The sequence below is a fragment of the Nesterenkonia alkaliphila genome, from assembly GCF_009758175.1.
GTDB classification, from domain to species: domain Bacteria; phylum Actinomycetota; class Actinomycetes; order Actinomycetales; family Micrococcaceae; genus Nesterenkonia; species Nesterenkonia alkaliphila.
In genome coordinates this window covers 88,316-112,411 of the sequence record NZ_WRPM01000101.1, presented here as the reverse complement: position 1 = coordinate 112,411, position 24,096 = coordinate 88,316, and the positions used below count along the sequence as shown (strand labels likewise).

The 24,096-nt window shown below is 65.9% G+C and carries 22 protein-coding genes and 1 tRNA gene; 11 read left to right on the top strand and 12 right to left on the bottom strand.

Translation table 11 applies throughout. From position 1 onward, the window contains the following. Positions 1 to 71 precede the first annotated feature (71 nt). On the top strand, positions 72 to 323 hold the full coding sequence (gene secG / locus GNZ21_RS14835) for a preprotein translocase subunit SecG (RefSeq protein WP_188503438.1): 252 nt from the start codon (positions 72 to 74) through the stop codon (positions 321 to 323). 16 nt (positions 324 to 339) lie between these two features. Continuing rightward, positions 340 to 1,497, top strand: coding sequence for a serine hydrolase (locus GNZ21_RS14830; protein WP_157325678.1), 1,158 nt, complete (start codon positions 340 to 342; stop codon positions 1,495 to 1,497). Positions 1,498 to 1,732: 235 nt separating this feature from the next. Here the strand turns inward: GNZ21_RS14830 and pgl are convergent, their stop codons facing one another. The 6 genes from pgl to serB all read right to left on the bottom strand — a co-directional run bounded on the left by pgl (position 1,733) and on the right by serB (position 10,272). Next, entirely contained in the window at positions 1,733 to 2,548 is an 816-nt protein-coding gene (pgl, locus tag GNZ21_RS14825; protein ID WP_157325677.1) for a 6-phosphogluconolactonase, read from the bottom strand. Positions 2,549 to 2,630: 82 nt separating this feature from the next. Beyond that, positions 2,631 to 4,196, bottom strand: a complete 1,566-nt coding sequence (gene zwf / locus GNZ21_RS14820) for a glucose-6-phosphate dehydrogenase (protein WP_157325675.1) — start codon at positions 4,194 to 4,196, stop codon at positions 2,631 to 2,633. A 20-nt stretch (positions 4,197 to 4,216) separates the two neighbouring features. Then, complete coding sequence (locus GNZ21_RS14815) at positions 4,217 to 5,866, bottom strand: glucose-6-phosphate isomerase (RefSeq protein ID WP_157325673.1); 1,650 nt, start codon at positions 5,864 to 5,866, stop codon at positions 4,217 to 4,219. A 44-nt stretch (positions 5,867 to 5,910) separates the two neighbouring features. After that, positions 5,911 to 7,047 (bottom strand): transaldolase, encoded by a 1,137-nt coding sequence (tal, locus tag GNZ21_RS14810; protein ID WP_157325670.1) that lies wholly within the window; start codon positions 7,045 to 7,047, stop codon positions 5,911 to 5,913. A 38-nt stretch (positions 7,048 to 7,085) separates the two neighbouring features. Next, entirely contained in the window at positions 7,086 to 9,203 is a 2,118-nt protein-coding gene (gene tkt / locus GNZ21_RS14805) for a transketolase (protein WP_229659358.1), read from the bottom strand. A 112-nt stretch (positions 9,204 to 9,315) separates the two neighbouring features. Then, on the bottom strand, positions 9,316 to 10,272 hold the full coding sequence (gene serB, locus GNZ21_RS14800; RefSeq protein ID WP_229659359.1) for a phosphoserine phosphatase SerB: 957 nt from the start codon (positions 10,270 to 10,272) through the stop codon (positions 9,316 to 9,318). Between the two features lie 49 nt (positions 10,273 to 10,321). On the opposite strand from serB, the gene GNZ21_RS14795 reads away from it, so the two are divergent. Continuing rightward, positions 10,322 to 11,107 (top strand): ABC transporter ATP-binding protein, encoded by a 786-nt coding sequence (locus GNZ21_RS14795; RefSeq protein ID WP_157325667.1) that lies wholly within the window; start codon positions 10,322 to 10,324, stop codon positions 11,105 to 11,107. A gap of 4 nt (positions 11,108 to 11,111) precedes the next feature. After that, positions 11,112 to 12,002: a sulfite exporter TauE/SafE family protein gene (locus tag GNZ21_RS14790; protein ID WP_229659360.1), complete on the top strand. Its 891-nt coding sequence runs from the start codon at positions 11,112 to 11,114 to the stop codon at positions 12,000 to 12,002. A 3-nt stretch (positions 12,003 to 12,005) separates the two neighbouring features. Here the strand turns inward: GNZ21_RS14790 and GNZ21_RS14785 are convergent, their stop codons facing one another. Continuing rightward, entirely contained in the window at positions 12,006 to 13,643 is a 1,638-nt protein-coding gene (locus tag GNZ21_RS14785) for an AbgT family transporter (protein WP_157325665.1), read from the bottom strand. Positions 13,644 to 13,922: 279 nt separating this feature from the next. Here GNZ21_RS14785 and GNZ21_RS14780 point away from each other — a divergent pair, with 279 nt between their 5' ends. Continuing rightward, positions 13,923 to 14,180 (top strand): type B 50S ribosomal protein L31, encoded by a 258-nt coding sequence (locus GNZ21_RS14780; RefSeq protein WP_157325663.1) that lies wholly within the window; start codon positions 13,923 to 13,925, stop codon positions 14,178 to 14,180. Positions 14,181 to 14,284: 104 nt separating this feature from the next. Beyond that, positions 14,285 to 14,371: transfer RNA gene (locus GNZ21_RS14775), tRNA-Leu, on the top strand. A 135-nt stretch (positions 14,372 to 14,506) separates the two neighbouring features. Here the strand turns inward: GNZ21_RS14775 and GNZ21_RS14770 are convergent. From GNZ21_RS14770 to GNZ21_RS14760, 3 genes are read right to left on the bottom strand one after another with little or no spacing between them, the layout of a single operon-like run. After that, positions 14,507 to 16,423, bottom strand: coding sequence for a heavy metal translocating P-type ATPase (locus GNZ21_RS14770; protein ID WP_229659380.1), 1,917 nt, complete (start codon positions 16,421 to 16,423; stop codon positions 14,507 to 14,509). A 2-nt stretch (positions 16,424 to 16,425) separates the two neighbouring features. Next, a complete protein-coding gene (gene cmtR, locus GNZ21_RS14765) occupies positions 16,426 to 16,788 on the bottom strand; it encodes a Cd(II)/Pb(II)-sensing metalloregulatory transcriptional regulator CmtR (RefSeq protein ID WP_229659361.1) in 363 nt (120 codons plus the stop codon). A gap of 57 nt (positions 16,789 to 16,845) precedes the next feature. Beyond that, positions 16,846 to 17,484 (bottom strand): DNA-3-methyladenine glycosylase I, encoded by a 639-nt coding sequence (locus GNZ21_RS14760; protein ID WP_157325661.1) that lies wholly within the window; start codon positions 17,482 to 17,484, stop codon positions 16,846 to 16,848. A gap of 202 nt (positions 17,485 to 17,686) precedes the next feature. Between GNZ21_RS14760 and GNZ21_RS14755 the strand changes: the two genes are divergently transcribed. Beyond that, complete coding sequence (locus tag GNZ21_RS14755; RefSeq protein ID WP_157325659.1) at positions 17,687 to 19,069, top strand: HNH endonuclease signature motif containing protein; 1,383 nt, start codon at positions 17,687 to 17,689, stop codon at positions 19,067 to 19,069. Between the two features lie 121 nt (positions 19,070 to 19,190). Next, positions 19,191 to 20,480, top strand: a complete 1,290-nt coding sequence (locus GNZ21_RS14750; protein ID WP_157325657.1) for a M20/M25/M40 family metallo-hydrolase — start codon at positions 19,191 to 19,193, stop codon at positions 20,478 to 20,480. A 21-nt stretch (positions 20,481 to 20,501) separates the two neighbouring features. Here GNZ21_RS14750 and GNZ21_RS14745 read toward each other — a convergent pair whose 3' ends face one another. Beyond that, complete coding sequence (locus GNZ21_RS14745; RefSeq protein ID WP_150462587.1) at positions 20,502 to 20,708, bottom strand: DUF5703 family protein; 207 nt, start codon at positions 20,706 to 20,708, stop codon at positions 20,502 to 20,504. Between the two features lie 94 nt (positions 20,709 to 20,802). On the opposite strand from GNZ21_RS14745, the gene GNZ21_RS14740 reads away from it, so the two are divergent. Together GNZ21_RS14740 and mshC are read left to right on the top strand one after the other, a co-directional pair. Continuing rightward, positions 20,803 to 21,066, top strand: coding sequence for a hypothetical protein (locus GNZ21_RS14740; protein ID WP_157325655.1), 264 nt, complete (start codon positions 20,803 to 20,805; stop codon positions 21,064 to 21,066). A 59-nt stretch (positions 21,067 to 21,125) separates the two neighbouring features. After that, the gene (mshC, locus tag GNZ21_RS14735) at positions 21,126 to 22,412 is read left to right on the top strand and encodes a cysteine--1-D-myo-inosityl 2-amino-2-deoxy-alpha-D-glucopyranoside ligase (RefSeq protein WP_188503440.1); all 1,287 of its coding nucleotides are present in this window, start codon (positions 21,126 to 21,128) and stop codon (positions 22,410 to 22,412) included. Here mshC and GNZ21_RS14730 read toward each other — a convergent pair. Continuing rightward, entirely contained in the window at positions 22,384 to 23,265 is an 882-nt protein-coding gene (locus GNZ21_RS14730; protein WP_229659381.1) for a PAC2 family protein, read from the bottom strand. The genes mshC and GNZ21_RS14730 overlap by 29 nt on opposite strands. A 124-nt stretch (positions 23,266 to 23,389) precedes the next feature. On the opposite strand from GNZ21_RS14730, the gene GNZ21_RS14725 reads away from it, so the two are divergent. Then, a complete protein-coding gene (locus GNZ21_RS14725) occupies positions 23,390 to 24,091 on the top strand; it encodes an HAD family hydrolase (RefSeq protein WP_229659362.1) in 702 nt (233 codons plus the stop codon). Positions 24,092 to 24,096 lie beyond the last annotated feature (5 nt).

The following is a 24,096-nucleotide window of genomic DNA, read 5'->3' as shown; positions in this document are numbered from 1 at the left end:
GACACCCGCTGCGCACCTGCTACGCTGGTAGCCGCGCAAACCGACGTTGAACGTTCTCTGAAAGGCCGCACGTGACCGCACTGACCATTGGGCTTCAGATCGCCCTGCTGGTGCTCAGCCTCCTGCTTATCCTGCTGATCCTGCTGCACAAAGGACGCGGCGGCGGTATGTCGGATATGTTTGGCGGCGGCATCACCTCCTCACTGGGCTCATCCGGTGTGGCCGAGCGCAACCTGACCCGGCTGACCATCGTGCTGGGCATCGTCTGGGGACTGATCATTGTGGCGCTTGCCCTGATCATCCAGACCACCGGCAGCTGGTAAACCGGCTGCCCCGGCTATGCGGAGGCTTGCACTCAGCGCTCTGCTCGCCGCAGCGCTGGACCCCGAGCTGCAGCAGGCCCTCGAGGAGGCAGTGGCCCGGGCAGAGTCCCAGGGGGTCAATGTCTCAGTAGGAGTTCAGGACCTCACTGATCCGGCGGCCGAGCCTCTGCTGATCAACCCGGGTGAGACCTACCATGGGGCCAGCACGGTCAAGGTAGCTGTGCTGATCGCCCTGCTGAGGCAGGTGGATGCCGGAGTGATCAGCCTTGATGCCCCGATCACCGTGCCGCCCGAGCTGACTCTGCCTGGCACCGGCAATCTGGACCAGGGCTCGCTGCCGATGGACTCCACTGTGGAGGAGCTCGCCCAGCTGATGATCACCGAATCGGACAATACGGCCCAACACACCCTGGTGTACTACATCGGGCTGGAACCCATTGAGCAGCTCTTCGAGGACCTCGGCACTGAGCACCTCTGGTACACCCGGGTCGCGGACTCCCAGAACCCGGCGGTCACGGAGGCGGAGAACATCGCCGAGGCGGAGGAGCTGCTGGGGCTGCTCACCACGGCCTATGCCGATGATCAGCTGCTGAGCCCCCAGAGCCGGGACTTCCTGCTGGAGACCCTGCTCGACCAGCAGATCGGCACCAAGTTCGGCCAGATCCCCGCCGCAGAGGGCACCTTGGCGCATAAGACTGGGGAGATCGACAACTACACCCATGACATCGGCTACTTCCTGGTCCCCGGCCGCGAGCACGCAGTAGTGGTGCTCACCGAGGTGACCACCACCTGGGACTTCACGGAGATGGCGGCGATCGGCAATCCGGTGGTCACCGATATCGGTCAGATCGTCTACAGCCACTTGGAGGCTCTGCCCGAGCCTGAGGACCAGGAGGAGGACGACGTCGCCCCCGCACCCGAGGAGCCCCCCACCGAGGATCCGGCGCCCACCGCAGGGGAGCAGGCCGAGGGCCGCGAGAGCCCGCCCAGTGCCCCGGCGGAGGGCGAGGGCACCGATCATCCCGCGGATCCGGGGCAGATAGACGCAGCGCAGACTCAGGCCGCGGGTTGGTCCACCGGCGCCCTGCTCCTCTCCGCGGCCGCCGGGGCCGCAGCCGCCTGCCTTCTCACCCTGCTGCTGAGCCGCCGAGCTTTCCGCCAGCGCCCCAGCTGAGTTCGCTGGGAAACTAATGGGTCGCTCCGATCGATCCTCTATCTCTATCCAGTTCCCGCTGCACAGGGGGAATTGCGCCCAGTGTCTGTGGGTGTTATGGGCAGTGGGCGACGATGCCTCGGAGCTGCGCAGGGTATGTCGTAGGCAACTGCTCAGATGAGACCGGTATGCGGGAGTTTTTGGGCAGTAGATGACGATGCCGAAGTGTGTGCTGCCAGTTATCGTCCCGAATTGCTCAGAGCTGTGCGGCAGCGGCCTGGTCCAGGTGCCAGATGGTCTCCTCGGCGCCGCGGGCGTTGGCCGCAGGGTATTGGGTGACATCGGCACCGGGAACCAGAGCTTCTGCAGCGGCCTCCGCTTTATCCGCACCGGTCACCCCGGTCCAGACCCGGCGAGCCGTGTGCACCGCGTCGAAGGTCAGAGTCACCCGCAGCGGCGGCCCCAGTTCCACCGGGGCGTCGGACTCCCCGGTGGTGGGCTGCCCGATCACGCTTAGCGAATCCTTGCCAGGGAACAGGCTGTTGATATGCCCGTCCGGCCCCACACCAAGCAGCATCACGTCGAAGCGCGGCATCAACAGCTTCCCATGCGGGCCCTGGACCCCGTGCTCGGCGGCGAAGGCCTCCAGCTGCCGGGCATAGATCTGTGCCCCAGCCTCCGGGTGCGCGGCCTCCTCGGAGGTGGGCATCGGGCAGATATTGTCCGTGGGCAGTCCCTGCTCAGCCACCAGGAAGTCCAGCAGCGCCGCCCTGGCCTGGGTCTCGTTGCGGTCCTCGTCCCCCGCCGGCAGCAGCCGCTCATCGCCCCACCAGAAATGCACCGAGGCCCAGTCCGGGGCCTCAGCGCCCTCCCGGACCAGCTCGGCCACTGCCTCCAGGGTGGCGATGCCTGCACCGCCACCGGTCAGCGAGACATGGGCCATGCCCTGGGACTGCGCCGCCTGCTTCAGCACCGCCAGCAGCCGGGAGGCGATCGTCCGGGTCACCTCCGCCCGATCTGCGAAGACCTCCACCTGCGGCGCAGCAGTCTCAGTATTGATCTGAACTCCCATGGCAACCAACCTCACTGTTTCAAAAATAGGGAACTATGCGTCGTCGTACACTGTTTTCCCTAGTCAGAGTAGGGTGGCAGGCTTAAGGAACCCTCCATGCCCGGCCGTCGCGGGCCATCAGCTCCTCAGCTGAGGCCGGTCCCCAGGAGCCAGGCGCATAGGGCTCGGGCTGCTCCGCCATGGCCTCCCAGCGCTTGATGAAGGGGTCCAGGATCTGCCAGGACAGTTCCACCTCGCGGTGCCGGGGGAACAGCGGGGGCTCGCCCAGCAGCACGTCCAGGATGAGCCGTTCATAGGCCTCCGGGGACTCCTCGGTGAAGGACCGCCCGTAGCTGAAGTCCATATTCACATCCCGGATCTCCATCCCGGTGCCGGGTACCTTGGAGGCCAGCCGCAGCGTGGCGCCCTCATTGGGCTGGATCCGGATGATCAGCGCGTTCTGCCCGAACTGCCGTTCATCAGCCTGGGTGAACAGCAGATTAGGAGCACGCTTGAACATCACCACGATCTCGGTGACCCGGGAGCCCAACCGTTTACCGGAGCGCAGATAGAACGGCACCCCGTCCCAGCGCCGGGTGTGGATACCCAGTTTGAACGCCGCATAGGTCTCAGTGGTGGAGTCTGGGTCAAAACCCTCTTCCTGGAGGAAGCCGACGACGCCCTCCCCATCCTGAGTGCCGGAGGCGTACTGCCCACGGGCACTTGCCGCCCCGAGGTCCGCAGGCACCCGGACCGCCTCCAGCACCTTCTCCTTCTCCCGGCGCAGGTGGTCCGCGTCAAAGCTGATCGGCTCCTCCATCGCGGTCAGCGCCAGCAGTTGCAGCAGATGGTTCTGGATCACGTCCCGGGCTGCGCCAACACCGTCGTAATAGCTGGCACGGCCCTCGATGCCGATGTTCTCCGCCATGGTGATCTGCACATGGTCGATGTGCTGGTTGTTCCACAGCGGCTCGAACAGCCGGTTGGCAAACCGCAGGGCAAGCAGGTTCTGGACGGTCTCCTTGCCCAGGTAATGATCGATGCGGAAGACATCATCGGAGGCGAAGACCCGCTCCACCGCCTGATTGAGCTCATGGGCAGAGTGCTCATCATGGCCGAAAGGCTTCTCGATGATCACCCGGGACCAGGGTTCATCGGCGGACTTCGCCCGGCGGGCCAGCCCGTGCACTGAGAGCTTTTGGCTCACCGTCTCGAAGCTGTTGGGCGGAATCGAGAGGTAGAAGGCATGGTTTCCGCCGGTGCCGCGCTCATCCTGCAGCTCCACCAGCAGCTGGCCCAGCTGCTCATAGGCAGCGTCATCCTCAAAGCCGGAGGCCTGCACAAACCGCAGGCCGGCGGCCAGCTGCTCCCACACCTCCTCGTTGAAGTCGGTGCGTGCCCGCTGCATCACATAGGTCTTGACCTGCTCGGCGAACTCCTGGTGGCTCCACTCCCGGCGGCCGAAGCCCACCAGGCTGAAACTCTCCGGGAGCCGGCCCCGGTTGGCCAGATCATAGAGGGCCGGCAGCAGCTTCTTACGGGCCAGGTCCCCGGTGACGCCGAACATCACCATGGCACAGTCCCCGGCCGGCCGGGACCCGCTGCTGCTGGAAGTCCGGCGGGACAGTGCCCCCGCCAGAGGATCGCCATGTGCTGCGCTGCTGGTCATCAGTCTCCTCGAACCGCCGCTCAGCTCAGCGAGGATACGGCGTCGATGACCTGCTGCAGCCCGGCCTTCCGATCGGTCAGGTGCAACTGCAGCACCGGCCGGCCGTGCTCAGCCAGCACGGCGGCATCACCGTTGGCCTGGGCGGAGATGAGCTGGGTGAGGGTGAAGGGCCGCTCCGGGACATCCAGGTCCTGCTCCGCCGAGGTGGTGATCTGCAGGAAGACCCCCACTGCTGGCCCGCCCTTGTGGAACTGCCCGGTGGAGTGCAGGAACCGGGGGCCCCAGCCGAAGGTCACCGGCCTGCCGGCCAGTGCGGCCAGCTGGGGGCGGATTTCCTCCAGTTCGGTCTCAGAGGTGCGGTCCAGATAGGCCATCACGGCCACATAGCCGGTATCCGGGACCCGGGCCAGCAACGCCTGCACCGCCTCGGCCACCGTCACCTGCCCATTGGTCAGCAGGGACTCATCACCTGAGGCGCGGATCTCGACCGCCCCATCGGTCACAGCCTCCCCGCTCTCCGGGGCGGGGGAGCCCAGCAGGGACCGGGCGGCCACCTTCGCGGACTCCACGTCAGGCTGGTCGAAGGGATTGATGCCCAGCAGGGAACCGGCCACCGCAGTGGCGAACTCCCAGAGCAGGAACTGTGCCCCGAGGCTGCCGCCGGTGCGCACCACATGCGGGGAGACCACAGTCTCGGCCGGGTCGGCGTCCACGGAGGCACCGTCTTCAGCCTCAGCATCCACGATCTCCACGACCAGCACATCATCGGCGTCGCGGGTCAGCTCCGGCTCGCCATCGGCCACGATCACCGGCAGCAGACCGGTGCCCTCCTTGCCGGTGGACTCTGCCACCAGCTGCTCGATCCAGGCACCGATGCCCACCAACGGGGAACCGGCATCGGCGATCACCAGCTTGTCGCGCAGCGGGGAGGTGCCGCCGATAGCCGCCCCGAGCTGCAGGCCCGGGTTGGCGGCGTCGTCCTCGGTGAGCAGGTCCAGTGCGGACTCCGCCTCATCCAGCAGTGCGGCAATATCCACCCCGGCCAGACCGGAGGGCACCAACCCGAAGGCAGTCAGCGCAGAGTAGCGTCCGCCCACCGAAGGGTCGGCCTCGAAGACCGCGCGCACCCCCTGCTCCCGGGCGGACTCTCCGAGCGGCGAGCCCGGATCGGTGACCACTACAGTGCGCGCTGCAGCGCTGATCCCAGCAGAGCTGAAGGCCTGCTGCACGATCCGGCGCTGCGAGTCAGTCTCCACAGTGGAGCCGGACTTGGAGGACACCACCAGCACAGTGCGCTCCAGATCCGTCAGCGCAGCCGAGACCTGCTGCGGGTCGGTGGAGTCCAGCACTACCAGCTGGGCTCCATAGGTGGCGGTGATCACCTCAGGGGCCAGCGATGAGCCGCCCATCCCGGCCAGCACCACCCGGTCCACGCCTTCGGCTGCCAGTTCGGCGCGCAGTGCGGTGATCTGCTCCACCAGCGGGCGGGCGGCCTCGAAGGGGGCCACCCAGCCGAGCCGTTTTGCGGATTCATCCTCAGCCTCGGGGCCCCACAGTGTGTGGTCCTTGGCGGCCAGCCGGGAGGCGAACTCGTGGTCCACCAGTCCGGGGACTTGGGCTTCGGCGGCCTGGCGGGCCGCGCCGAGCAGAGTCAGTGACAGCGAGCTCATCTTCTCTTCCCTTCGGGCAGTACTGGAACGGCAGGACAGCAGGCTCAGGCGTTGCGCTTCAGGCCCTCGTCGACGGTGGCGAGCAGTCCCTCCCAGGACTTCTCGAACTTCCCCAGGCCCTCAGCCTCCAGGGCGTCCACCACCTCGCGGTAGCTGATTCCGGCGGCAGAGATGCCATCGAGCACCCGGTTGGAGTCCACATACGTGTCCGTCATAGTGTCTCCATCCACCTCGCCGTGATCAGCCAGGGCGTTCAGGGTCTTCTCCGGCATGGTGTTGACCACTCCGGCAGCTGCCAGCTCGGTGACGTAGAGGGTGTCAGAGAGGCTGGGGTCCTTGGTGCCGGTGGAGGCCAGCAGCAGCCGCTGTGGCCGCCCGCCCCGATCTGCCAGCAGCAGCCAGCGTTCGGAGGTGAAAGACTCCGAAGCGATCTGGTGGGCCAGCCGCGCATTGGCGATGGCGGCCTTGGACTTCAGCTTCTCGGTGCCGGGCTTGCCCTCCTCCGCGGCCAGTTCCAGACGCTTGTCCACCTCAGTGTCCACCCGAGAGACGAAGAAGCTGGCCACTGAGTGGATCTTGGAGATGTCCAATCCCTCGGCGTAGGCCTTCTCCAGGCCCAGCATGAACGCGTTGATCACCGCCCGGTAGCGCTCCAGGGAGAACACCAGGGTCACGTTGACGCTGATCCCCTCGGCGAGCACAGCGGCGATCGCCTCGATACCTTCCACCGTGGCCGGGATCTTGATCATCACGTTCTCCCGGTCCACCGCCTGGTAGAGCCGCTTGGCCTCCTTAATGGTGGCATCGGCATTGCGGGCCAGCCGCGGGTCCACCTCGATGGAGACCCGGCCGTCCACCCCCTCGCTGGCGGCGTAGACCCCAGCGAAGACGTCGCAGGCCTCGCGCACATCAGCGGTGGTGATCTCGAAGACGGCCTGCTCGGCATCGGCGCCCTTGGCGGCCAGTTCGGCCAGCTGCCCCTCATAGGAGTCGCCGGAGCCCACAGCTGATTCGAAGATGGTGGGGTTGGTGGTCACCCCGACCACATGATGTGACTCGATCAGCTTGGCCAGCGATCCCGACTCCAGCCGCTGGCGGGAGAGATCATCGAGCCAGATGGATACGCCCACATCGGAGAGGGCCTTGGTGTTCGGGTTTCCTGCGGCAGTTTCGGCACTCATATCTGCTCCTTGGTCTGAAGATCTGAAGAGTAGGGGTCTCAGTTGCTGATGTTGGTGACGGCGCTGATGGACTCCTCAGCGGCGGCGGTGACCGCCTCGGCAGTGATGCCGAACTGCTCGTAGAGGACCTTGTAGTCGGCGGATCCGCCGAAGTGGTCCAGGCCCACAACCCGCCCGGCATCGCCCACGTACTGGTACCAGGACTGCGGGTGGGCGGCCTCCACCGCGACCCGGGCCTTCACGGCAGAGGGCAGCACATGCTCCCGGTAGGCGGGATCCTGCTCGGCGAACCACTCCAGGCAGGGGGCGGAGACCACACGGGCGGCCACACCCTTCTCGGCCAGGGCCTCGCGGGCCTGCACGGCCAGCTGCACCTCGGAACCGGTGCCGATCAGGATCACCTCAGGATGGACGACGACGCCGTCCCGGACCGCCTCTGCCAGCACATAGGCTCCCTTGGCTGCGCCCTCGACTGAGCCGAACTCATCGGCGGTGGCTTCGCCCGCACCGCGGGCGAACGTGGGCACCCCCTGGCGGGTCAGCGCGATGCCGGCGGGCTTGCTGCGACGTTTGAGCACCTCACGCCAGACCACGGCCACCTCATTGGCGTCCGCGGGGCGGGTCACGTCCAGGCCGGGGATCGCCCGCAGGCTGGCCAGCTGCTCCACCGGCTGGTGCGTGGGCCCGTCCTCGCCCAGGCCGATGGAGTCATGGGTCCACACGAAGATCGAGCCGATGCCCATCAGAGCCGCCAACCGCACGGCCGGGCGCTGGTAGTCGGAGAAGATCAGGAAGGTGCCGTTGTAGGTGCGCAGCGGAACCGAGAGCTGGATGCCGTTGGTGATGGCCGCTGCGGCATGCTCACGGATGCCGAAGTGCAGGTTGCGGCCATAGGGGCTGGCAGTGAACTTGCCCGTGGAGCTGGCGGCGGGACCGAATGATTCTTCCCCCGCGATCAGGGTGTTATTGGATCCGGCCAGGTCGGCGGAGCCGCCCCACAACTCGGGCAGCACCGGGGCCACCGCGTTGATCACCTTGCCGGAAGCAGCCCGGGTGGCCACAGCCTCACCGGCGGGGAACTCCGGCAGGGACTCCTCCCAGCCGGTGGGCAGATCCCCGGCGAGCAGGCGGTCCAGCAGTGCCGCGGCGTCCTCGTTGTTCTCCCGCCAGGCCTGGTAGGACTTCTCCCATTCGGCACGGGCCTGCGCCCCGCGGGCCTTGACCTCACGGGCGTGGGCGATGACCTCCTCTGCCACGTGGAAGTGGGCTGCCGGGTCGAAGCCGAGCAGCTCCTTGGTGGCGGCCAGCTCCTCAGGGCCCAGCTTGGAGCCGTGGATACCGCCGGTGTTCTGCTTGCCGGGGGCGGGCCACCCGATGATGGTGCGCAGCGCGATCAGCGAGGGCTTGGTGGTCTCGGCCTTGGCGGCGGCAAGGGCGCGGTCCAGCTCGGCCACATCCTCGGCGTAGTCACCGGTCTTCAGCCAGTCGACCCGCTGCACATGCCAGCCGTAGGCCTCGTAACGGGCCAGCACATCCTCGGTGAAGGCGATATCGGTGTCATCCTCAATCGAGATCTTGTTGTCGTCCCAGATCACATTGAGATTGCCCAGGCCCTGGTGGCCGGCCAGGCTGGAAGCTTCGGAGGTCACGCCCTCCTGCAGGTCGCCGTCGGAGGCGATGACCCACACGTTGTGGTCAAAGGGGGACTGACCGGCCGGCGCCTCGGGGTCCAGCAGCCCGCGCAGCCGTCGCTGGCCGTAGGCGAAGCCCACTGCGGAGGCCAGGCCCTGGCCCAGCGGTCCGGTGGTGATCTCCACACCGTCGGTGTGGCCGTACTCGGGGTGGCCCGGGGTCTTGGAGCCCCAGGTACGCAGCGCCTCAATATCCTCCAGCTCAAGCCCGTAGCCGGAGAAGTACAGCTGCAGGTAGAGGGTCAGGCTGGTGTGGCCGGGGGAGAGGATGAACCGGTCGCGGCCGATCCACTGCGGATCGGAGGGATCGTGGCGCATCACCTTCTGGAACAGCAGGTAGGCGGCGGGAGCCAGGCTCATTGCGGTGCCGGGGTGGCCGGATCCGACCTTCTCGACGGCGTCGGCGGCCAGCACCCGCAGGGTGTCCACGGCCTTCTTGTCCAGGTCGGTGAAGATTTCGGTCACTGTGAGTGTCCTCCAAGCGGTGATTCGTCTCTACAAAGGGGGCTTATGCGGAGGCACGCCCTTGTGCCGGGGTTGAGCTCAGGCCAGCTGGCGTGAGCCCACTCACTCCAGCCTACCCGGGGCGGGCCGGTTCGTCTTGCGAGAGCCCCAGCGCGAAGCCGATCAGCTCCATGCTGCGATGCTCGATCACCAGATCAGCCTGTCCGGCCAATGCTGGTTTGGCGCAGAAGGCCACTCCGATGCCTGCTGTACTCACCATATCCAGGTCATTGGCTCCATCGCCCACCCCGACCACATGCTGAACAGCCACGCCCTGGTCGCCGGCCCAGTCCAGCAGGCGTTGGCGTTTGACGCTGCGGTCCACCACTTCACCGGTGACCCGGCCGGTGAGCTGGCCGTCGGCCACCTCCAGGGTGTTGGCGTCATAGCCGGTCAGGCCCAGCTGTTCGGCCAGCGGCGCCAGGATCTGGACGAACCCGCCGGAGACGGCGAACACCGGCCAGGCACGACGCCGCCAGGCACCGATCAGCTGCTGGGCACCTGAGGTGGGGGTCACCTTCTGGAAGGTTTCATGAAGAACTGTGTCGGGCAGCCCGGCCAGGGCGCTGACCCGGGCGTGCAGGCTCTGGGTGAAGTCCAGCTCGCCGCGCATAGCGCGTTCGGTGATTTCGGCCACCTCCGCCTCGCGCCCGGCATGGGCGGCGAGCAGGTCGATGACCTCCTGATCGATCAGTGTGGAGTCCACATCCATAATCAGCATTGAAGGTGAGTCCGGAAGCCGCTGGGCGGCGGGCAGCACAGTGGTGGTGACGGCGTCGTGCGCAAGCTGCTCTGCAGCGGTGTCCAGCAGCGAGCCCAGCCAGTCGGTGCCGCTGGGGTCGTCGTAGTCCTCCATGGAGACCGCCCACCGCACGGCCTGCACAGGGCCGCCGGCTGTGCTGAACTGGGCGGACTGCGCCGCATGCATCAGGCCGCGGCGCCCGAACTCAGCGGTGAGGGAACGGATCAGGGCGGGCTCGAGGTTCTCGGCGGCGATCATCGCCACGGCTCCGGCAGGCAGGTCAGTCATAGCGCGTCTCAGCCTATCTCTGCTGCTCGGGTTCGGTAGTGTTGGGCCCATGAGTCCCGTGCTGAATCTCCAGGGCGTCACTGTGCGCCGCGGCCGCAAACTGCTGCTCAACAATGTCAGCTTCCAGATCCAGGAGGGGCAGCGCTGGGTGATCCTGGGGCCCAACGGGGCGGGCAAGACCACCCTGCTGCAGATCGCCTCCGGCCGGCTGTTCCCCACCACAGGGACCGCTCAGGTGCTGGACGAGACCCTGGGAGCGGTGGATGTGTTCGAGCTGCGCCCGCGGATCGGACTGTGCTCCAATGCGGTGGCGAACTCCATTCCCGGCCATGAGACTGCGCTGAACACGGTGCTCACCGCGGCCTATGGGGTGACCGGGAGGTGGCGCGAGCAGTATGAGCGATTGGACGAGCGCCGGGCCTTCGGCCTGCTCAATGCCTGGGGTGTGGGCACGGTGTTCGACCGGCCCTTCTCCACGCTCAGTGAGGGGGAGCGCAAGCGGGTCCAGATCGCCCGCGCACTGATGACTGACCCCGAGCTGCTGCTGCTCGATGAGCCCGGCGCCGGCCTGGACCTGGCCGGGCGTGAAGAGCTGGTCTCCTCGATTTCTGAGCTGGTGGACTGGGAGGATGCTCCGGCCACAGTGCTGGTCACCCACCATCTGGAGGAGATCCCGCCCGGCTTCACCCATGTGCTGCTGCTGCGCGACGGCGAGCTGGTGGCCGCCGGTCCCATGGGGGAGACCCTGACCTCGGAGAACCTGTCGGAGACCTTCGAGGTGCCCCTGGAGCTGGTGGAGCGCGAGGGCCGCTACAGCGCTTTCAAGAAGAGCTGACCTGTTGGAGGCACTGCTTGAGTTTGAGCTGCATGGCCTGGGGCTGGGCCTGCTGCTGCTGATTCTGCTGGCTGCGGTATGGGCTGGTGCGATCAACGCGGTGGTGGGTTCTGGGACCTTGGTGACGTTTCCGGTGTTGGTGGCCATGGGGATCCCGCCGGTCTCAGCCACTGTCTCGAATGCGATGGGGCTGATCGCGGGCAACTTCACCGGGGCCTGGGGGTATCGGCGCGAGATCATCCAGGTTCGATCGGTGCTGGCAAAGCTGATCCCGGCCTCGTTTGTGGGTGGGGTGATCGGGGCGACCCTGTTGATCACTTTGCCGGAGGAGGTCTTCGGCACGGTGGCCCCGGTGCTGATCGTGATTTCGCTGGGGCTGGTAATCGCCCAGCCGAAGTTGGCCGCCTGGGTCAAGCGCCGGGCGGCCGAGCGGGTGGAGGATGATGACCCGCAGACGCCTCAGGAGGAGGACTCTGCTGAGACGGTGGCGCGCAAGGCAGCTGAGTCGGTGCGCTGGCCGCTGATTCTGCTGGTGTTCCTGGCTGGGATCTACGGCGGATACTTCGTGGCTGCCCAGGGGATTCTCCTGATGGGCATCATGGGGGTGCTGCTGGCTGCCACTATGCAGCAGGCCAACGGAGTGAAGAACCTGCTGGTGGCCTTTGTGAACCTCACCGCGGCAGTCAGCTATCTGGTGGTCGACTACCTGATCCGTGACCCTGATGACCGGGTGATCCTCTGGGGAGTGGTGGCGATCATCGCTGCAGGCTCTACTCTGGGCGGACTGCTCGGGGCCTGGTTGGGCCGCAAACTCTCCCCGGTGGTGCTGCGCGGGGTGATCATCACCCTGGGCCTGGTCGCCCTGGCCGTGATGCTCAACAACCTGCTGAGTTAGTCCTTACGGGCCCTCGTAGTAGATCGGGGCGTTGGGGCCCAGCGGCAGGTCAAGGCCCATCCAGCCGATGGTCATCACCGTCCAGACTGCCCAGAAGGCCAGTGAGTACGGCAGCATCACCGAGACTAGCGAGCCGATACCGATCCGCTTGTCATAGCGCTGGGCCACCACGATGATCAGCGCGAAGTAGGTCATCAGCGGGCTGAGGATATTTGTGGCCGAGTCCGAGACGCGGTAGGCGGCCTGGGTGAACTCTGGGGAGATTCCCAGCTGCATCATGATCGGCACCATGATCGGGGCCAGCATGGCCCACTTCGCTGAGGCCGAGCCGATGAACAGGTTGACGATGCCGACGAAGAGCATGAACACGATCACCAGTGGGATGCCGGTGAGGTTGATGGAGTCCAGGGCGTCGGCTCCCAGGACGGAGACGATCAGCCCGAGGTTGGTCTGGTCGAAGTAGGCGATGAACTGCCCGGCGGTGAAGGCCAGCACCAGGAACATGGCCATACCGGCCAGGTACTTCGATATGTGGTTGACTGCGTCGGTGTCGTTCTTCACCACGTTGGTGACGATCCCGTAGACCAGTCCGGGCACAAAGAACACCACCACCAGGATGATCGCCAGCGAGCTCATGAACGGTGACTCCACCACGGCGCCGTCCTCACCGCGCATCGGAGCGTTCGGCGGAACGATGAGCAGCAGGAGCAGAGCTGCGGTGATGAGCAGCGAGATTCCGGCCCAGATCAGGCCTTTCTTCTCAGTGGGCGTGATCTTCAGCTTGGCCTGGTCCTCACCCTCGATCACGCCCTCGCCGGTCCACTTGCCCAACCGGGGCTCCACGATGAACTGGCTGACCAGCGTGCCGGCGATGGCCAGCACGAAGGTGGAGACGATGATGAACCAGTAGTTCATGGCCAGGTTCATCTGGTCGGCATAGTCCGGGTTGATGGTGGCAGCGGCCTCGATGGTCAGCTCACCGAGCATCACATCGGTCCCGGAGAGCAGCAGGTTGGCGCTGAACCCGGCAGAGACCCCGGCGAAGGCTGCGGCGATGCCGGCCAGCGGGTGCCGGCCCAGGGCTACGAACAGGATGGCGGCCAGCGGAGGAAGCACCACGTAGCCGGCGTCTGAGGCCACGGAGGACATGATGCCGGCGAAGACGATGGCGAATGTCACCAGGGTCCGGGGGATCGCCAGGATGAAGCTGCGAAGGGCGGTGCCGATCAGCCCGGTGGACTCGGCCATACCGATGCCGATCATGGTGGCCAGCACCACCCCCAGCGGGGCGAAGCCGATGAAGTTGTCCACCGCGGAGGTGAACATCCACTCCACGCCCTCGGCGGAGAGCAGGTTGAAGACCTCCACGGTCTCGCCCTCCAGAGGATCCTCGACGCTGAGGCCGATCTGGGATAGCAGCCAGGACAGCAGCACCACCAGCAGCGCCAGCAGTGCGAAGAGGGTGACCGGATGCGGTAGCTTATTGCCGGCCCATTCGATGAAGTCCAGGAACTTCTGGAAGAACCCTTTCCGCTTCCCGGACTCCAAAGTTCCACTGCCGGCGGCGACGGTATCCGCCGGCTCGGCGTTCTCGGTGTGCTCTGTGTCCTGCTGCTCTGGCTCCTGCGGTGGGGTGCTCATCGGGTGGCTCAGCTTCTTGGGTCGGTGTCAGGTGCCTTCCAATGTAGGAGGTTCCTGGGGAGACTTCAATCAGATCCTGGTGCGCTCTGGTGCCGGCCGGAGGGAGGGAGGGAGTGGGGCGGGAGTCGGTGAGTACGGCACCGCAGGGTGACGCCGGCGGCGTCGTGCTGTAAGATAGAGCGTTGGCCGTGCCGCGGTCTGCACACTTTGAATGTCTCCCAGCTTCTGGCAGCCCTGTTCTGACAGGGACCAGCGGCGCAAGAAAAGGACACTGACACTATGAAGACTGATATTCACCCGACCTACAAGCCGGTGATCTTCAACGACCTCTCCTCCGGCGAGAAGGTGCTCACCCGCTCCACCGCCACCTCCGAGAAGACCATGGAGTGGGAGGATGGAAACACCTACCCGGTGATCGATGTGGAGATCTCCGCTGCATCGCACCCCTTCTACACCGGCAAGCAGCGGATCATGGACTCCGCCGGCCGTGTGGACAAGTTCAACAAGCGCTTCGCAGGCTTCGGCGGCAAGAAGTAAGAAGTTGTCGGCGCCGCCTGCCTGGTTCACTCCGGGCGGTTCGGCGCTTCGGCTGCTCACGTGCTAGAGTTTCTTGGCTCGAAGAAGTGAGCAGCGAAGCACCTGCGCGGGTGGCGGAATAGGTAGACGCGCTAGCTTGAGGTGCTAGTCCTCTAATAATGAGGGTGCGGGTTCAAGTCCCGCTCCGCGCACTGCGTCAGGGATCGCCATCACGGCGGCCCCCGACCCGAAGCGAAACCCGGTCTGATCAGGAGAGATCCTGACCCAGGCCGGGTTTCGCCGTTGTAGGCTCCGCTGCGGGGTCCCGGGCCCCGCCCCAAGCAGGGTCAGAGTCTGCGGCCCGCGGCGCGGAGGCCGTTGAGGATGATGATGACTTCGGCGAGTTCGTGGACCAGGACCACGGCGGCCAGACCGATCACGCCGAACAGCGCCAGCGGCGGCAGCACCGCGATCAGCACCAGGGACAGGATGATGTTCTGGTTGATGATCGTCCGCCCCCGCCGTGCGTGCGCGAGGGCCTGGGGGAGCAGGCGGATGTCCTCTCCTGTGAAGGCCACATCTGCTGACTCCACGGCCGCATCCGAGCCGGTGGCACCCATTGCGATGCCCACATCAGCAGAGGCCAGGGCAGGGGCGTCATTGATGCCGTCACCGATCATCGCCACCTGGTGGTGCCTTCGCAGGGCAGCGATCGCTTCGGCTTTGTCTTCGGGGCGCAGTTCTGCCTGCACCTCAGTGATCCCTGCTTCGGTGGCTAGGGCACGGGCCGTGCGGGCGTTGTCGCCGGTGAGCATGGTGACACCGACCCCCTCGGCGGCGAGTGCTGCGATCGTCTCTGCCGCCCCGTCGCGCAGCTCGTCCCGAACCCCGATAGCGCCGACCACCTGCCCACTGTGGTGGACCACCACTACCGTGCAGCCGCGCTGCTCCAGATCAGCCACCTGCCGGGCCAGTGGCCCCGAGGTGAGCCATCGCGGGTTGCCCACTGCGATACGCCTGTTCTCGACGCTTCCGGTGATGCCCTGCCCGGGGAGTTCGACGACCTCCGCGGCATGCCGGCCACCCGGGGCAGCAGCGGTGATAGCCGCCGCCAAGGGGTGCGTGCTGTGCGTTTCCAGAGCTGTTGCCCATGTCAGCACCTGCTGTTCGGAGTGTCCCGGTGTGGTCAATACGGCGCTGACAGTTGGCTGGTTGCGGGTGAGGGTCCCGGTCTTGTCGACAGCGAGGTGATTCACCCGGCCCAGTCGCTCGAATGCCGCCCCGGACTTGATGATCACCCCGAATCGGCTCCCCCCGCCGATGGCGGAGACCACAGTGATCGGCACAGAGATCGCCAAGGCGCAGGGCGAGGCGGCCACCAGCACGATGATCGCCCGGGTCACCCACTCCACAGGCTCTCCGAGCACTGACCCCACTGCCGCGATCAGTGCTGCCAGCACCAGAACGCCTGGTACCAGGGGGCTGGCGATGCGATCCGCTAGGCGGGCGCGTTTGCCCTTCTCCGCCTGGGCCTCCTCGACCAGCCGAACCACAGTGGTCAGTGAGTTCTCCGTGCCCGAAGCGGTGGCCTCGACCTCCAGCACTCCGGTGGTGTTAACCGATCCGGCCAGCACCTCATCACCGGGACCGGCCTCCACCGGGATAGACTCACCGGTGATCGCCGATGTGTCCAGGGCTGAGTGCCCGGTGCGGACTATCCCGTCGGTGGCTAGGCGCGTGCCTGCGGCCACCCGGATCAGCTGACCCGGCACCAGGGAGGGCACGGGCACCTGACGTGGTGTGCCGTCGTCGTCGATTATGGTGGCACTGTTGGGCAGTAGGCTCAGCAGGGAGCGCAGCCCGGAGCGGGCCTTGTCCATCGCCCGGTCCTCCAGGGCCTCAGCAATCGAGTACAGGAACGCCAGCGCCGCGGCCTCTTCGACATGTCCCAGTGCTACTGCGCCAGTGGCGCTGATCGTCATCAGCAGTCCGATCCCCAGCCGGCGGCGCACCAGGAGCATCCGCAGTGCACCGGGGACGAACTGCGATGTTCCCAACAGCAAACTGCCCCAGAATGCCGCCAGCGCCACAGCCGAGAGCGGGGCCTGATCCGCCACTCCGGTCCACTCCAGCACCCAGCCGGTGCCCAGAAGAAGACCAGAAGCCAGGGGGATCAGCACGCTGCGATCCTGCCACCACCGGCGCGCGTCAACCGCCTGCCCAGCGGCAGTGTCGCTGCCGGGGGCACATCCGCAGGCATCCACGCTCACTGCTGCCCCTGCCGGTCACTGGTGCAGCAGCCTTCGGGGCATTCGGGATCAAAGCACTCTGCGCCCTCGTCGACTGCCAGCGTGGTCTCCACCAGGGCGTTCAGCGCCCGCGAGAGGTGCGGGTCAGCGATCTCATAGCGGGTCTGCCGCCCCTCCGGTTCGGCGACTACGATTCCGCAGTCCCGCAGGCATGCCAGGTGGTTGGAGACATTCGCGCGGGTCAGCTCCAGCTCACGTGCTAGCTTCGCCGGATACCCGGGTCCATCAAGCAGAAACAGAAGGATCCGGGACCGGGTCGGGTCAGCCATGGCGCGGCCCAGCCGGTGCATCACATCAAGCCGAGAGGAAATAGTCAGCACATGCTGACCATACAGCGAGCGCTGACTAATCGGCAAGCGTGGGGAAGACCTGCGTGATCAGGGTCGGGAGAAGCCTGCCCGGGCCTTCTCCACGGTGCTGCGCACAGTGCAGCCGTGCACATGATCATTGATCAGGCCCATAGCCTGCATAAAGGCAAAGACCGTGGTGGGTCCTAGGAACTGCCAGCCTCGCCTCTTCAGTTCCTTGGACATGGTCACCGAGGCGGCAGAGGTGGACGCGGTCTGTGGTGCCGCAAGCCCCTCCGGCTCTGGCTCAAAGGACCAGGCAAAGGCTGCCAGCGACTCCTGCTGCTCCAGAAGCTCCTCGGCGCGGCGGGCGTTGTTGATCACCGCCGCGATCTTGCCACGGTGCCTGATGATTCCTGGGTCCTGGAGGAGCCGGGCGACGTCGTCCTCAGTCAGCCGGGCGACTCGGGCGATCTCGAAACCGTGGAAGGCAGACCGGAAACTCTCCCGCTTGGCCAGAACGGTCCGCCAGCTCAGCCCGGACTGGAAGCTCTCCAGGCACAGCTTCTCGAACAGCGCCCTGTCCGTTCCGACCGGGAAACCCCACTCAGTATCGTGATAGTTCAGCAGATCCGGGGTACCCACGCTCCAGAGGCAGCGGGGGAGCCCGTCGGAGGCGACGGTGGCAGCGTGGGGCGCCGGCCGTGGCTGTCCTTGCTGTTCGCCCATGGCGCCACCTTACCCAGTGCTGGCCTCGCGTTGCCCCTCGGGTATCGCCCGGCATTCTTCGAGTCGGTGCTGGACTCTAGGCTTGGAGTACCAGGAGGGCAGCGCAAGCAATCACTCCTAATCACCAGAAAATGTAGACAAAACGCGTATAAGTGTTCCAAGAACCCTAGCAATGTGACTCATGTCACGGTAGAATAGACCCATGGGAACCCCAATGGCAGACCCGGCGGTGCCAGAGGACTATGCCCACCTGTTGAGCGCCCCAGAGCTGAGGGCAGCCTGGGAGGAAGAGGTAGCAAGCCGCCAAGCTGAAGCCAGAAAGATCCAGCATCTACTGGACTACCGGGAGCGCAGGCTTGCCCAGGAGCAGCCGAAGCACACTTTTCGCCGGAGCGCTGTGCTGAAGGCGGTGCATCGCGAGATCGCGCTGGTTTTGGGCGTCCCGGAGGGTCAGATCTACCGAATGCTGAGCACCGCGAGCACGGCGCAGGAATGGCTGCCGCGGACCTGGGAGGCCTACCGGGCCGGGATCGTGGATGCTGACCGAGTGCAGAAGGTTGCCGAGGGTGCTGGGGACCTGATCGAGACCAACAGTGGTGATCGGCAGGTGCAGCGGGAGCTGACCGCCGCATTGGATACCAGGTTCTGCGTTCCGGCAGCCGGGGATCACCGCAACACGGTCGCCCGTGCAGTCCGTGACACTGTGGCTGAACTGGATACTGCTGGGCATCAGCGTCGCTACGAGATTGCGCAGAATACAAGACACGTCTCGTTCGTTGCGCTGGACAACGGGATGACTCTGATGAAGGCTCTGCTGCCCACCCTGGTGCTGGCATCAGTGGAGGAGCGGCTGCACGCAGCGGCTGCCACCGCCACCCGTAAGCAGAAGAACGCTGCAGGTGAGACGGCTGAAGTCGGGTATCACCAACGAATGGCCGATACCCTCACCGGTTGGTTGCTGACAGGCTCCGGTGCAGAGGTCACTGACTCGCAGCAGGGCGGCACTGCGGGAATCAACATCACCATCCCCCTGGAGACGGTCACAGAGGCATCTGATGCTCCTGCGACCAGCACTGACGGGAGGTTCATACTGCCTGCTGCTCAGGCTCGGGCCATAATGAATGACCCCAAGGTGGAGAAGACCTTCTACCTCACCGGCACCCGAACTGCACCGGACGGAAACCAACAGTCGGTACGGATCGTGAAACTCGGCAGCGATCACCCCTTAGACAATTTGGCCCGCGCTGAGCGCCCCGAAGGATCAGAACAAGCGAGCAGCCGGCTCACCGAGAAGCTCCTCAGCGGCACAAACATCTTGGAGACAGTCTCCTCTGCGCGGTTCGTGACCGGTAATCTGCGGCGTGCCGTGCTGCTGCGCGACGGGCGATGCCAAGCCGAAGGCTGTTTGGAGCCAGGGTTCCGGGCCGATCTGGATCACATCACCAGTTATGAGACCGGCGGGGCCACCAACGCGGCCAACACCCAAGTTCTGTGCCACCACCACCACGAGATCAAGAGCCACGGGCTGCTGCCGGAACTCAGCACCGGCACCGATCCGCCACCGGAATGGGCCACCGGGGACTGAGCTCCCGTTGCGCCGCTCCTTCGCCCCGGCGCGGAGGGGAAGCTCAGCCTGCTGCCGCGGCAGAACGGGCACGAGACTTGACAACTGAATAGTGGCCCCCGGGCGAGATAGGGTGAGAGGTATGGAGAGTAATGTTGTTGACTTCTGCCGCGATCTGATCCGCTTCGACACCCAGAACTGGGGCGAGGGTAAGTCGAATGGTGAGCGGGACGCCGCAGAATACTGCGCCGAGATTATGCGGAAGGCCGGCCTGGAGCCGCACTTCTACGAGCGGGAGTCGGGGCGCACGAATGTGGTAGCCCGGATGAGGGGCAGCGACCCGGAGGCCGGGGCACTGGTAGTGCACGGACACCTGGACGTGGTCCCTGCCCAGGCCTCTGATTGGCAGGTGGACCCTTTCGCCGCAGAGATCGTCGACGGCATGATCTGGGGCCGTGGTGCAGTGGATATGAAGAACATGGACGCGATGATCCTGGCCTCGCTGCTGCAGATGGCCGAGGAGGGCCACCAGCCGCGGCGAGACATCATCTTCGCCTTCTTCGCCGATGAGGAGGACAACGGCCGCTACGGGGCCGGCTGGCTCACCGAGGCCCACCCCGAGGTGTTCGAAGGTGCCACTGAGGCCATCAGCGAGGTCGGCGGGTTCTCGGCCGATATTGCCGGCACCCGCACCTATCTGATCCAGACCGCGGAGAAAGGCATCCATTGGACCAAGATGGTCGCCCACGGCACTGCAGGCCACGGCTCAGCGATCCACCGGGACAATCCAGTGGTGCACCTGGCCGAAGCTGTGGCGGCGATCGGTGCCCATCAGTGGCCCATCGAGTACACCAAGACCACCCGGGCGCTCTTCGAGCAGCTTGCGGAGGTAACCGGAATCCCCTTCAACCCGGAGGACCCCTCGGAGCTCATCGAGGCCTCCGGCTCGGCAGGAAAGTTCATCGCCGCCACCCTGCGCAACACCTCCAACCCCACTCTGCTCAGCGCCGGATATAAGCACAACGTAGTGCCCGGGCAGGCGGAGGCACTGGTGGACGCCCGCACCCTGCCGGATCAGGACGCCAAGGTCGCCGCCACGCTGCGTGAGCTCGCCGGAGAGAACGTTGAGTTCCAGCTGATGAACGAGGGGCCCGCCCTGGAGGTGCCCTTCTCCGGCACGCTGGTGGAGCAGATGATCCAAGCGCTGAAGGATGAGGACCCCGAGGCGGTGGTGGTGCCCTATATGCTCGGCGGCGGCACCGACAATAAGCACCTGGCCAAGCTGGGTGTCACCGGCTACGGGTTCGCACCGCTGCGGCTGCCCGCCGACCTCGACTTCACCGGTATGTTCCACGGCGTGGATGAGCGGGTACCGGTGGACTCGCTGAAGTTCGGTGTGCGCACGCTGCACCGTTTCCTGCTCGAGCAGTAGAGCGCCAACACCCGGCTGGCCTCAGAAGGTCCTCTCCACCTTCATGATCCGGCGGCGCAGCCAGTACTTGCGGATACCGCCCATATAGATCGCTGAGCGGCGCAGCTCCCACCGGCCGTACTCGGCGTGATCGATCACCTTTCGGCGTGCCTCAGCCAGCGACTCGCGCGGCTGGCAGGTGATCACCAGGTACTCCCAGGTCCGGCCGCGCGTGTCTGTCTCAATCATGCAGACCACCTTAAAACACCCGTCAAGAATTGTGCTGGGAACAGGTGCCGGCCCGGGGGTACCGCGGGGGCTGAGGCGTTGGTACTGTGAGGCTATGAACATCGATCCTCGTATCGCACTCAATGCGCTCACCAACGCCCTCGAGGAGCACCTCTCCGCAGCGGTGAACCGCCGTGGGGAGGACGATCCCGCCGTGGAGACCAGCTTCTACGGCATCGCCGACGCCTTCGAGGCCTATGAGGATGCGCTCTTCGCTGCGACCGGGGAGGTTACCCCCCTGGACCTCTATGACGAGGACTCGGAGGATGTGGATGAGGACCTCGACGACGATCTGGACGAGGACCTCGACGAGGAATGATCCAGGCCTTCCGCGGGTTGACCCCTGATTGGACAGTCACCCCGTGAAAGGATCAATGCGTGGAATCGTGGAGCTCACCCGCAGTACCCGGCCTGCCGCCGGCCCCTGAGAGTCTGGAGCTCTACAGCACCCCCAACGGGAGCACGCTGACCACCACGGCACGGGACGGCATCGCTTCGCTCTACGTCTGTGGGATCACTCCCTATGACGCCACCCACCTGGGGCATGCCAACACCTATGTGCACTTCGACCTGCTGGTGCGCTACTGGCGGGCCTGCGGGCTTCAGGTGCAGTACGTGCAGAACGTCACCGATATCGATGATCCTCTGCTGGAACGAGCCGCTGCCACCGGAGTGGACTGGCAGGAACTGGCTGAATCCCAGGTGCAGCTTTTCCGGGAGGATATGGAAGCCCTCCAGGTCATCCCGCCCACCGAATACCTCGGCGCTGTGGAGATGATTCCGGCCGTGGTGGAAGATGTGGAGCGGCTGCTGGAGCTGGGCATCGCCTATCCGGTGCCTGCTGAAGATGCCGAGACCGAGGACTACTACTTCGACATTGCGGCCGCCCAACAGCGCACCGACTGGCAGCTGGGCAGCATCGGCGGCTACGACCGGGCCGCTATGGAAGAGCTCTTCCCGCAGCGCGGCGGCGACCCGCACCGCGCCGGCAAGCGCGATCCCCTGGACCCCCTGCTCTGGCGCGCCGCCCGTGAGGGAGAGCCGCAGTGGCCCGGGGGCGAGCTGGGACACGGGCGCCCCGGCTGGCACATCGAATGCTCGGTAATCGCCCGCCGCCACCTGCCAGCACCCTTCACCGTGCAGGGCGGGGGATCAGACCTGCGGTTCCCCCATCACGAATTCTCCGCTGCTCATGCCACCGCAGCGGACGGGGTGCCACTGGCTGAACGGTATATGCACACCGGTATGGTCGGGCTCGAGGGCGAGAAGATGTCCAAGTCGCGCGGCAATTTGGTGCTGGTCTCGGGACTGCGCGAACAGGGGGTGGACCCCCAGGCCATCCGAACACTGATCCTCTCTCACCACTGGCGTGAGGACTGGGACTACACCGAGACTGCGCTGCAGCGAGCCCAGGACCGCCTGGCACGCTGGAAACACGCTCTGACGCAGGCACCAGAGCACGACGACGCCGCCGCACCGGAAGACCTTCAATACGCCCTGATGAGCGCCCTGGGCCATAACCTCAACGCCCCGGCAGCCCTCGACACGCTGGATATGTGGGCCAGCGGGCAGACAGCCGGCTCCACAGGGGCAGCCCGGGTGCGCGGCGTCGTCCTGGCCCTGCTGGGACTGGACCTCAGCGCTCAGGGGGTTTGCGGCGCCTGAGGTAGCGTTCGAACTCCTCCGCGATCGCTTCCCCAGAGGCCTCGGGAAGGTTGGTGGTGTCCGTGGCCTCCTCTAGGCGCTTGACGTACTCGGCGATCTCAGCATCCTCCTCGGCCAGATCGTCCACCCCGCGCTCCCAGGCCGCAGCGTCCTCGGCGATCTCCTCGGTCTCCTGGGGGTCCAGGGGAACGCCCAGCAGCTCCTCCAGCTTGCGCATCAGCGCCAACTGGGCCTTGGGCGAGGGCGCCTGACCCACATAATGCGGGACCGCGGCCCACAGCGACACTGAGGGAATCCCTGCCTGATAGGCGGTATGCGCCAGCACACCCACAATCCCCACCGGCCCCTCATAGGTGGGCTCATCAATGTCCAGCAGCTCGCGGATCTCAGCGTCCTCGGAGGAGAACGAGGCCGGGATCGGCCGGGTATGCGGCACATCGGCCAGCAGGGCCCCGACCAGCACCACGGCGGCCACGTTGTGCTCGGCGGCTTTGGTGAGCAGGTCCGCAGTATAGGCCTGCCAGCGGAAACTGGGCTCCACCCCGTGCACAAACAACAGGTCGAACTCCGCTGAGGGGATGGCGGCGTGCAGGATGGTGGTGGAGGGCCAGATGATCTCCCGGCCGCTGGGGTTGCGCACTACCTTGGGCCGGGAGAACTGGAAGTCGTAATACTCCTCATCGGTGAGCTTCTCCACCAGCTCGGAGCTGAAGGCCTGGGCCACTGTGCCCACTGCAGCAGAGGCGGCACCCCCGGCATCGTTCCACCCTTCAAAGGCCAGCACCATCACAGTGGGCCGTGCTGCGGAGTCCCCGCTCTCGGCTGAGAGTTTCCGCAGGTGAGCGGCCAGCAGCTGCGCCCGGTCCACACTCTCGGCGGGTGCGTCGGGGTCCTTAGGCTCCGGTGCTGGGTAATCCTCGCTCACATTTCTCACACTAGTAGGAACACCGGGCAGGTGGAAGCGTACGATGGTTGGCATGTCAGAACTGCAGGCCGTTTTCTGGGATATGGACGGCACACTGGTCGATACTGAGCCCTATTGGATCGAATCCGAGTATGAGCTGGTCAAAGCGCACGGCGGAAGCTGGAGCGAGGAGCAGGCCCACCTGATGGTGGGTCAGGCCCTGGACTACTCCGCCAGCCTCCTTCAGCAGGCCGGGGTGCGGATGGGCACCCAACAGATCATCGAGCTCCTCACCGCCCAGGTGGTGGCCAAATGCGCGGAGAACATCCCCTGGCGGCCCGGTGCCCGGGATCTGCTCGCCGAGCTGCAGGCCGAACAGATCCGCGCCGCCATGGTGACCATGAGCTTCACCCCACTGGCGGCAGCCATCCACCAGGCGCTGCCGGCCGGGCAGCTGGAGTTCATCGTCACCGGGGACATGGTGACTAAGGGCAAGCCGGATCCGGAGGCCTACCATGTGGCGTTCGAGAAGATGGCCGCCGATCACCAGGACCGCACCGGAGCCCCGCTGGAACGCAGCCGGTGCATCGCCATCGAGGATTCGGTGCCCGGCACCGCTGCAGCAGCAGCCTCTGGGATGGTCACCCTCGCAGTGCCGCACTACACCCAGCTGCCGGAGACCGGGCAGTGGCATATCTTCGACAGCCTCCACGGCGCCCGGGTGGAGGACCTGCGCCGACTCCTGGTCCACGATCCCGCTCCGGCCGCCGCATGAGCAGG

Coding starts and splice junctions, on each gene's coding strand:
- GNZ21_RS14830 (WP_157325678.1), top strand. CDS start 340: ATGCGGAGGCTTGCACTCAGCGCTCTGCTCGCCGCAGCGCTGGACCCC.
- pgl (WP_157325677.1), bottom strand. CDS start 2,548: ATGGGAGTTCAGATCAATACTGAGACTGCTGCGCCGCAGGTGGAGGTC.
- zwf (WP_157325675.1), bottom strand. CDS start 4,196: ATGACCAGCAGCGCAGCACATGGCGATCCTCTGGCGGGGGCACTGTCC.
- GNZ21_RS14815 (WP_157325673.1), bottom strand. CDS start 5,866: ATGAGCTCGCTGTCACTGACTCTGCTCGGCGCGGCCCGCCAGGCCGCC.
- tal (WP_157325670.1), bottom strand. CDS start 7,047: ATGAGTGCCGAAACTGCCGCAGGAAACCCGAACACCAAGGCCCTCTCC.
- serB (WP_229659359.1), bottom strand. CDS start 10,272: ATGACTGACCTGCCTGCCGGAGCCGTGGCGATGATCGCCGCCGAGAAC.
- GNZ21_RS14795 (WP_157325667.1), top strand. CDS start 10,322: ATGAGTCCCGTGCTGAATCTCCAGGGCGTCACTGTGCGCCGCGGCCGC.
- GNZ21_RS14785 (WP_157325665.1), bottom strand. CDS start 13,643: ATGAGCACCCCACCGCAGGAGCCAGAGCAGCAGGACACAGAGCACACC.
- GNZ21_RS14780 (WP_157325663.1), top strand. CDS start 13,923: ATGAAGACTGATATTCACCCGACCTACAAGCCGGTGATCTTCAACGAC.
- GNZ21_RS14760 (WP_157325661.1), bottom strand. CDS start 17,484: ATGGGCGAACAGCAAGGACAGCCACGGCCGGCGCCCCACGCTGCCACC.
- GNZ21_RS14755 (WP_157325659.1), top strand. CDS start 17,687: ATGGGAACCCCAATGGCAGACCCGGCGGTGCCAGAGGACTATGCCCAC.
- GNZ21_RS14750 (WP_157325657.1), top strand. CDS start 19,191: ATGGAGAGTAATGTTGTTGACTTCTGCCGCGATCTGATCCGCTTCGAC.
- GNZ21_RS14745 (WP_150462587.1), bottom strand. CDS start 20,708: ATGATTGAGACAGACACGCGCGGCCGGACCTGGGAGTACCTGGTGATC.
- GNZ21_RS14740 (WP_157325655.1), top strand. CDS start 20,803: ATGAACATCGATCCTCGTATCGCACTCAATGCGCTCACCAACGCCCTC.
- GNZ21_RS14725 (WP_229659362.1), top strand. CDS start 23,390: ATGTCAGAACTGCAGGCCGTTTTCTGGGATATGGACGGCACACTGGTC.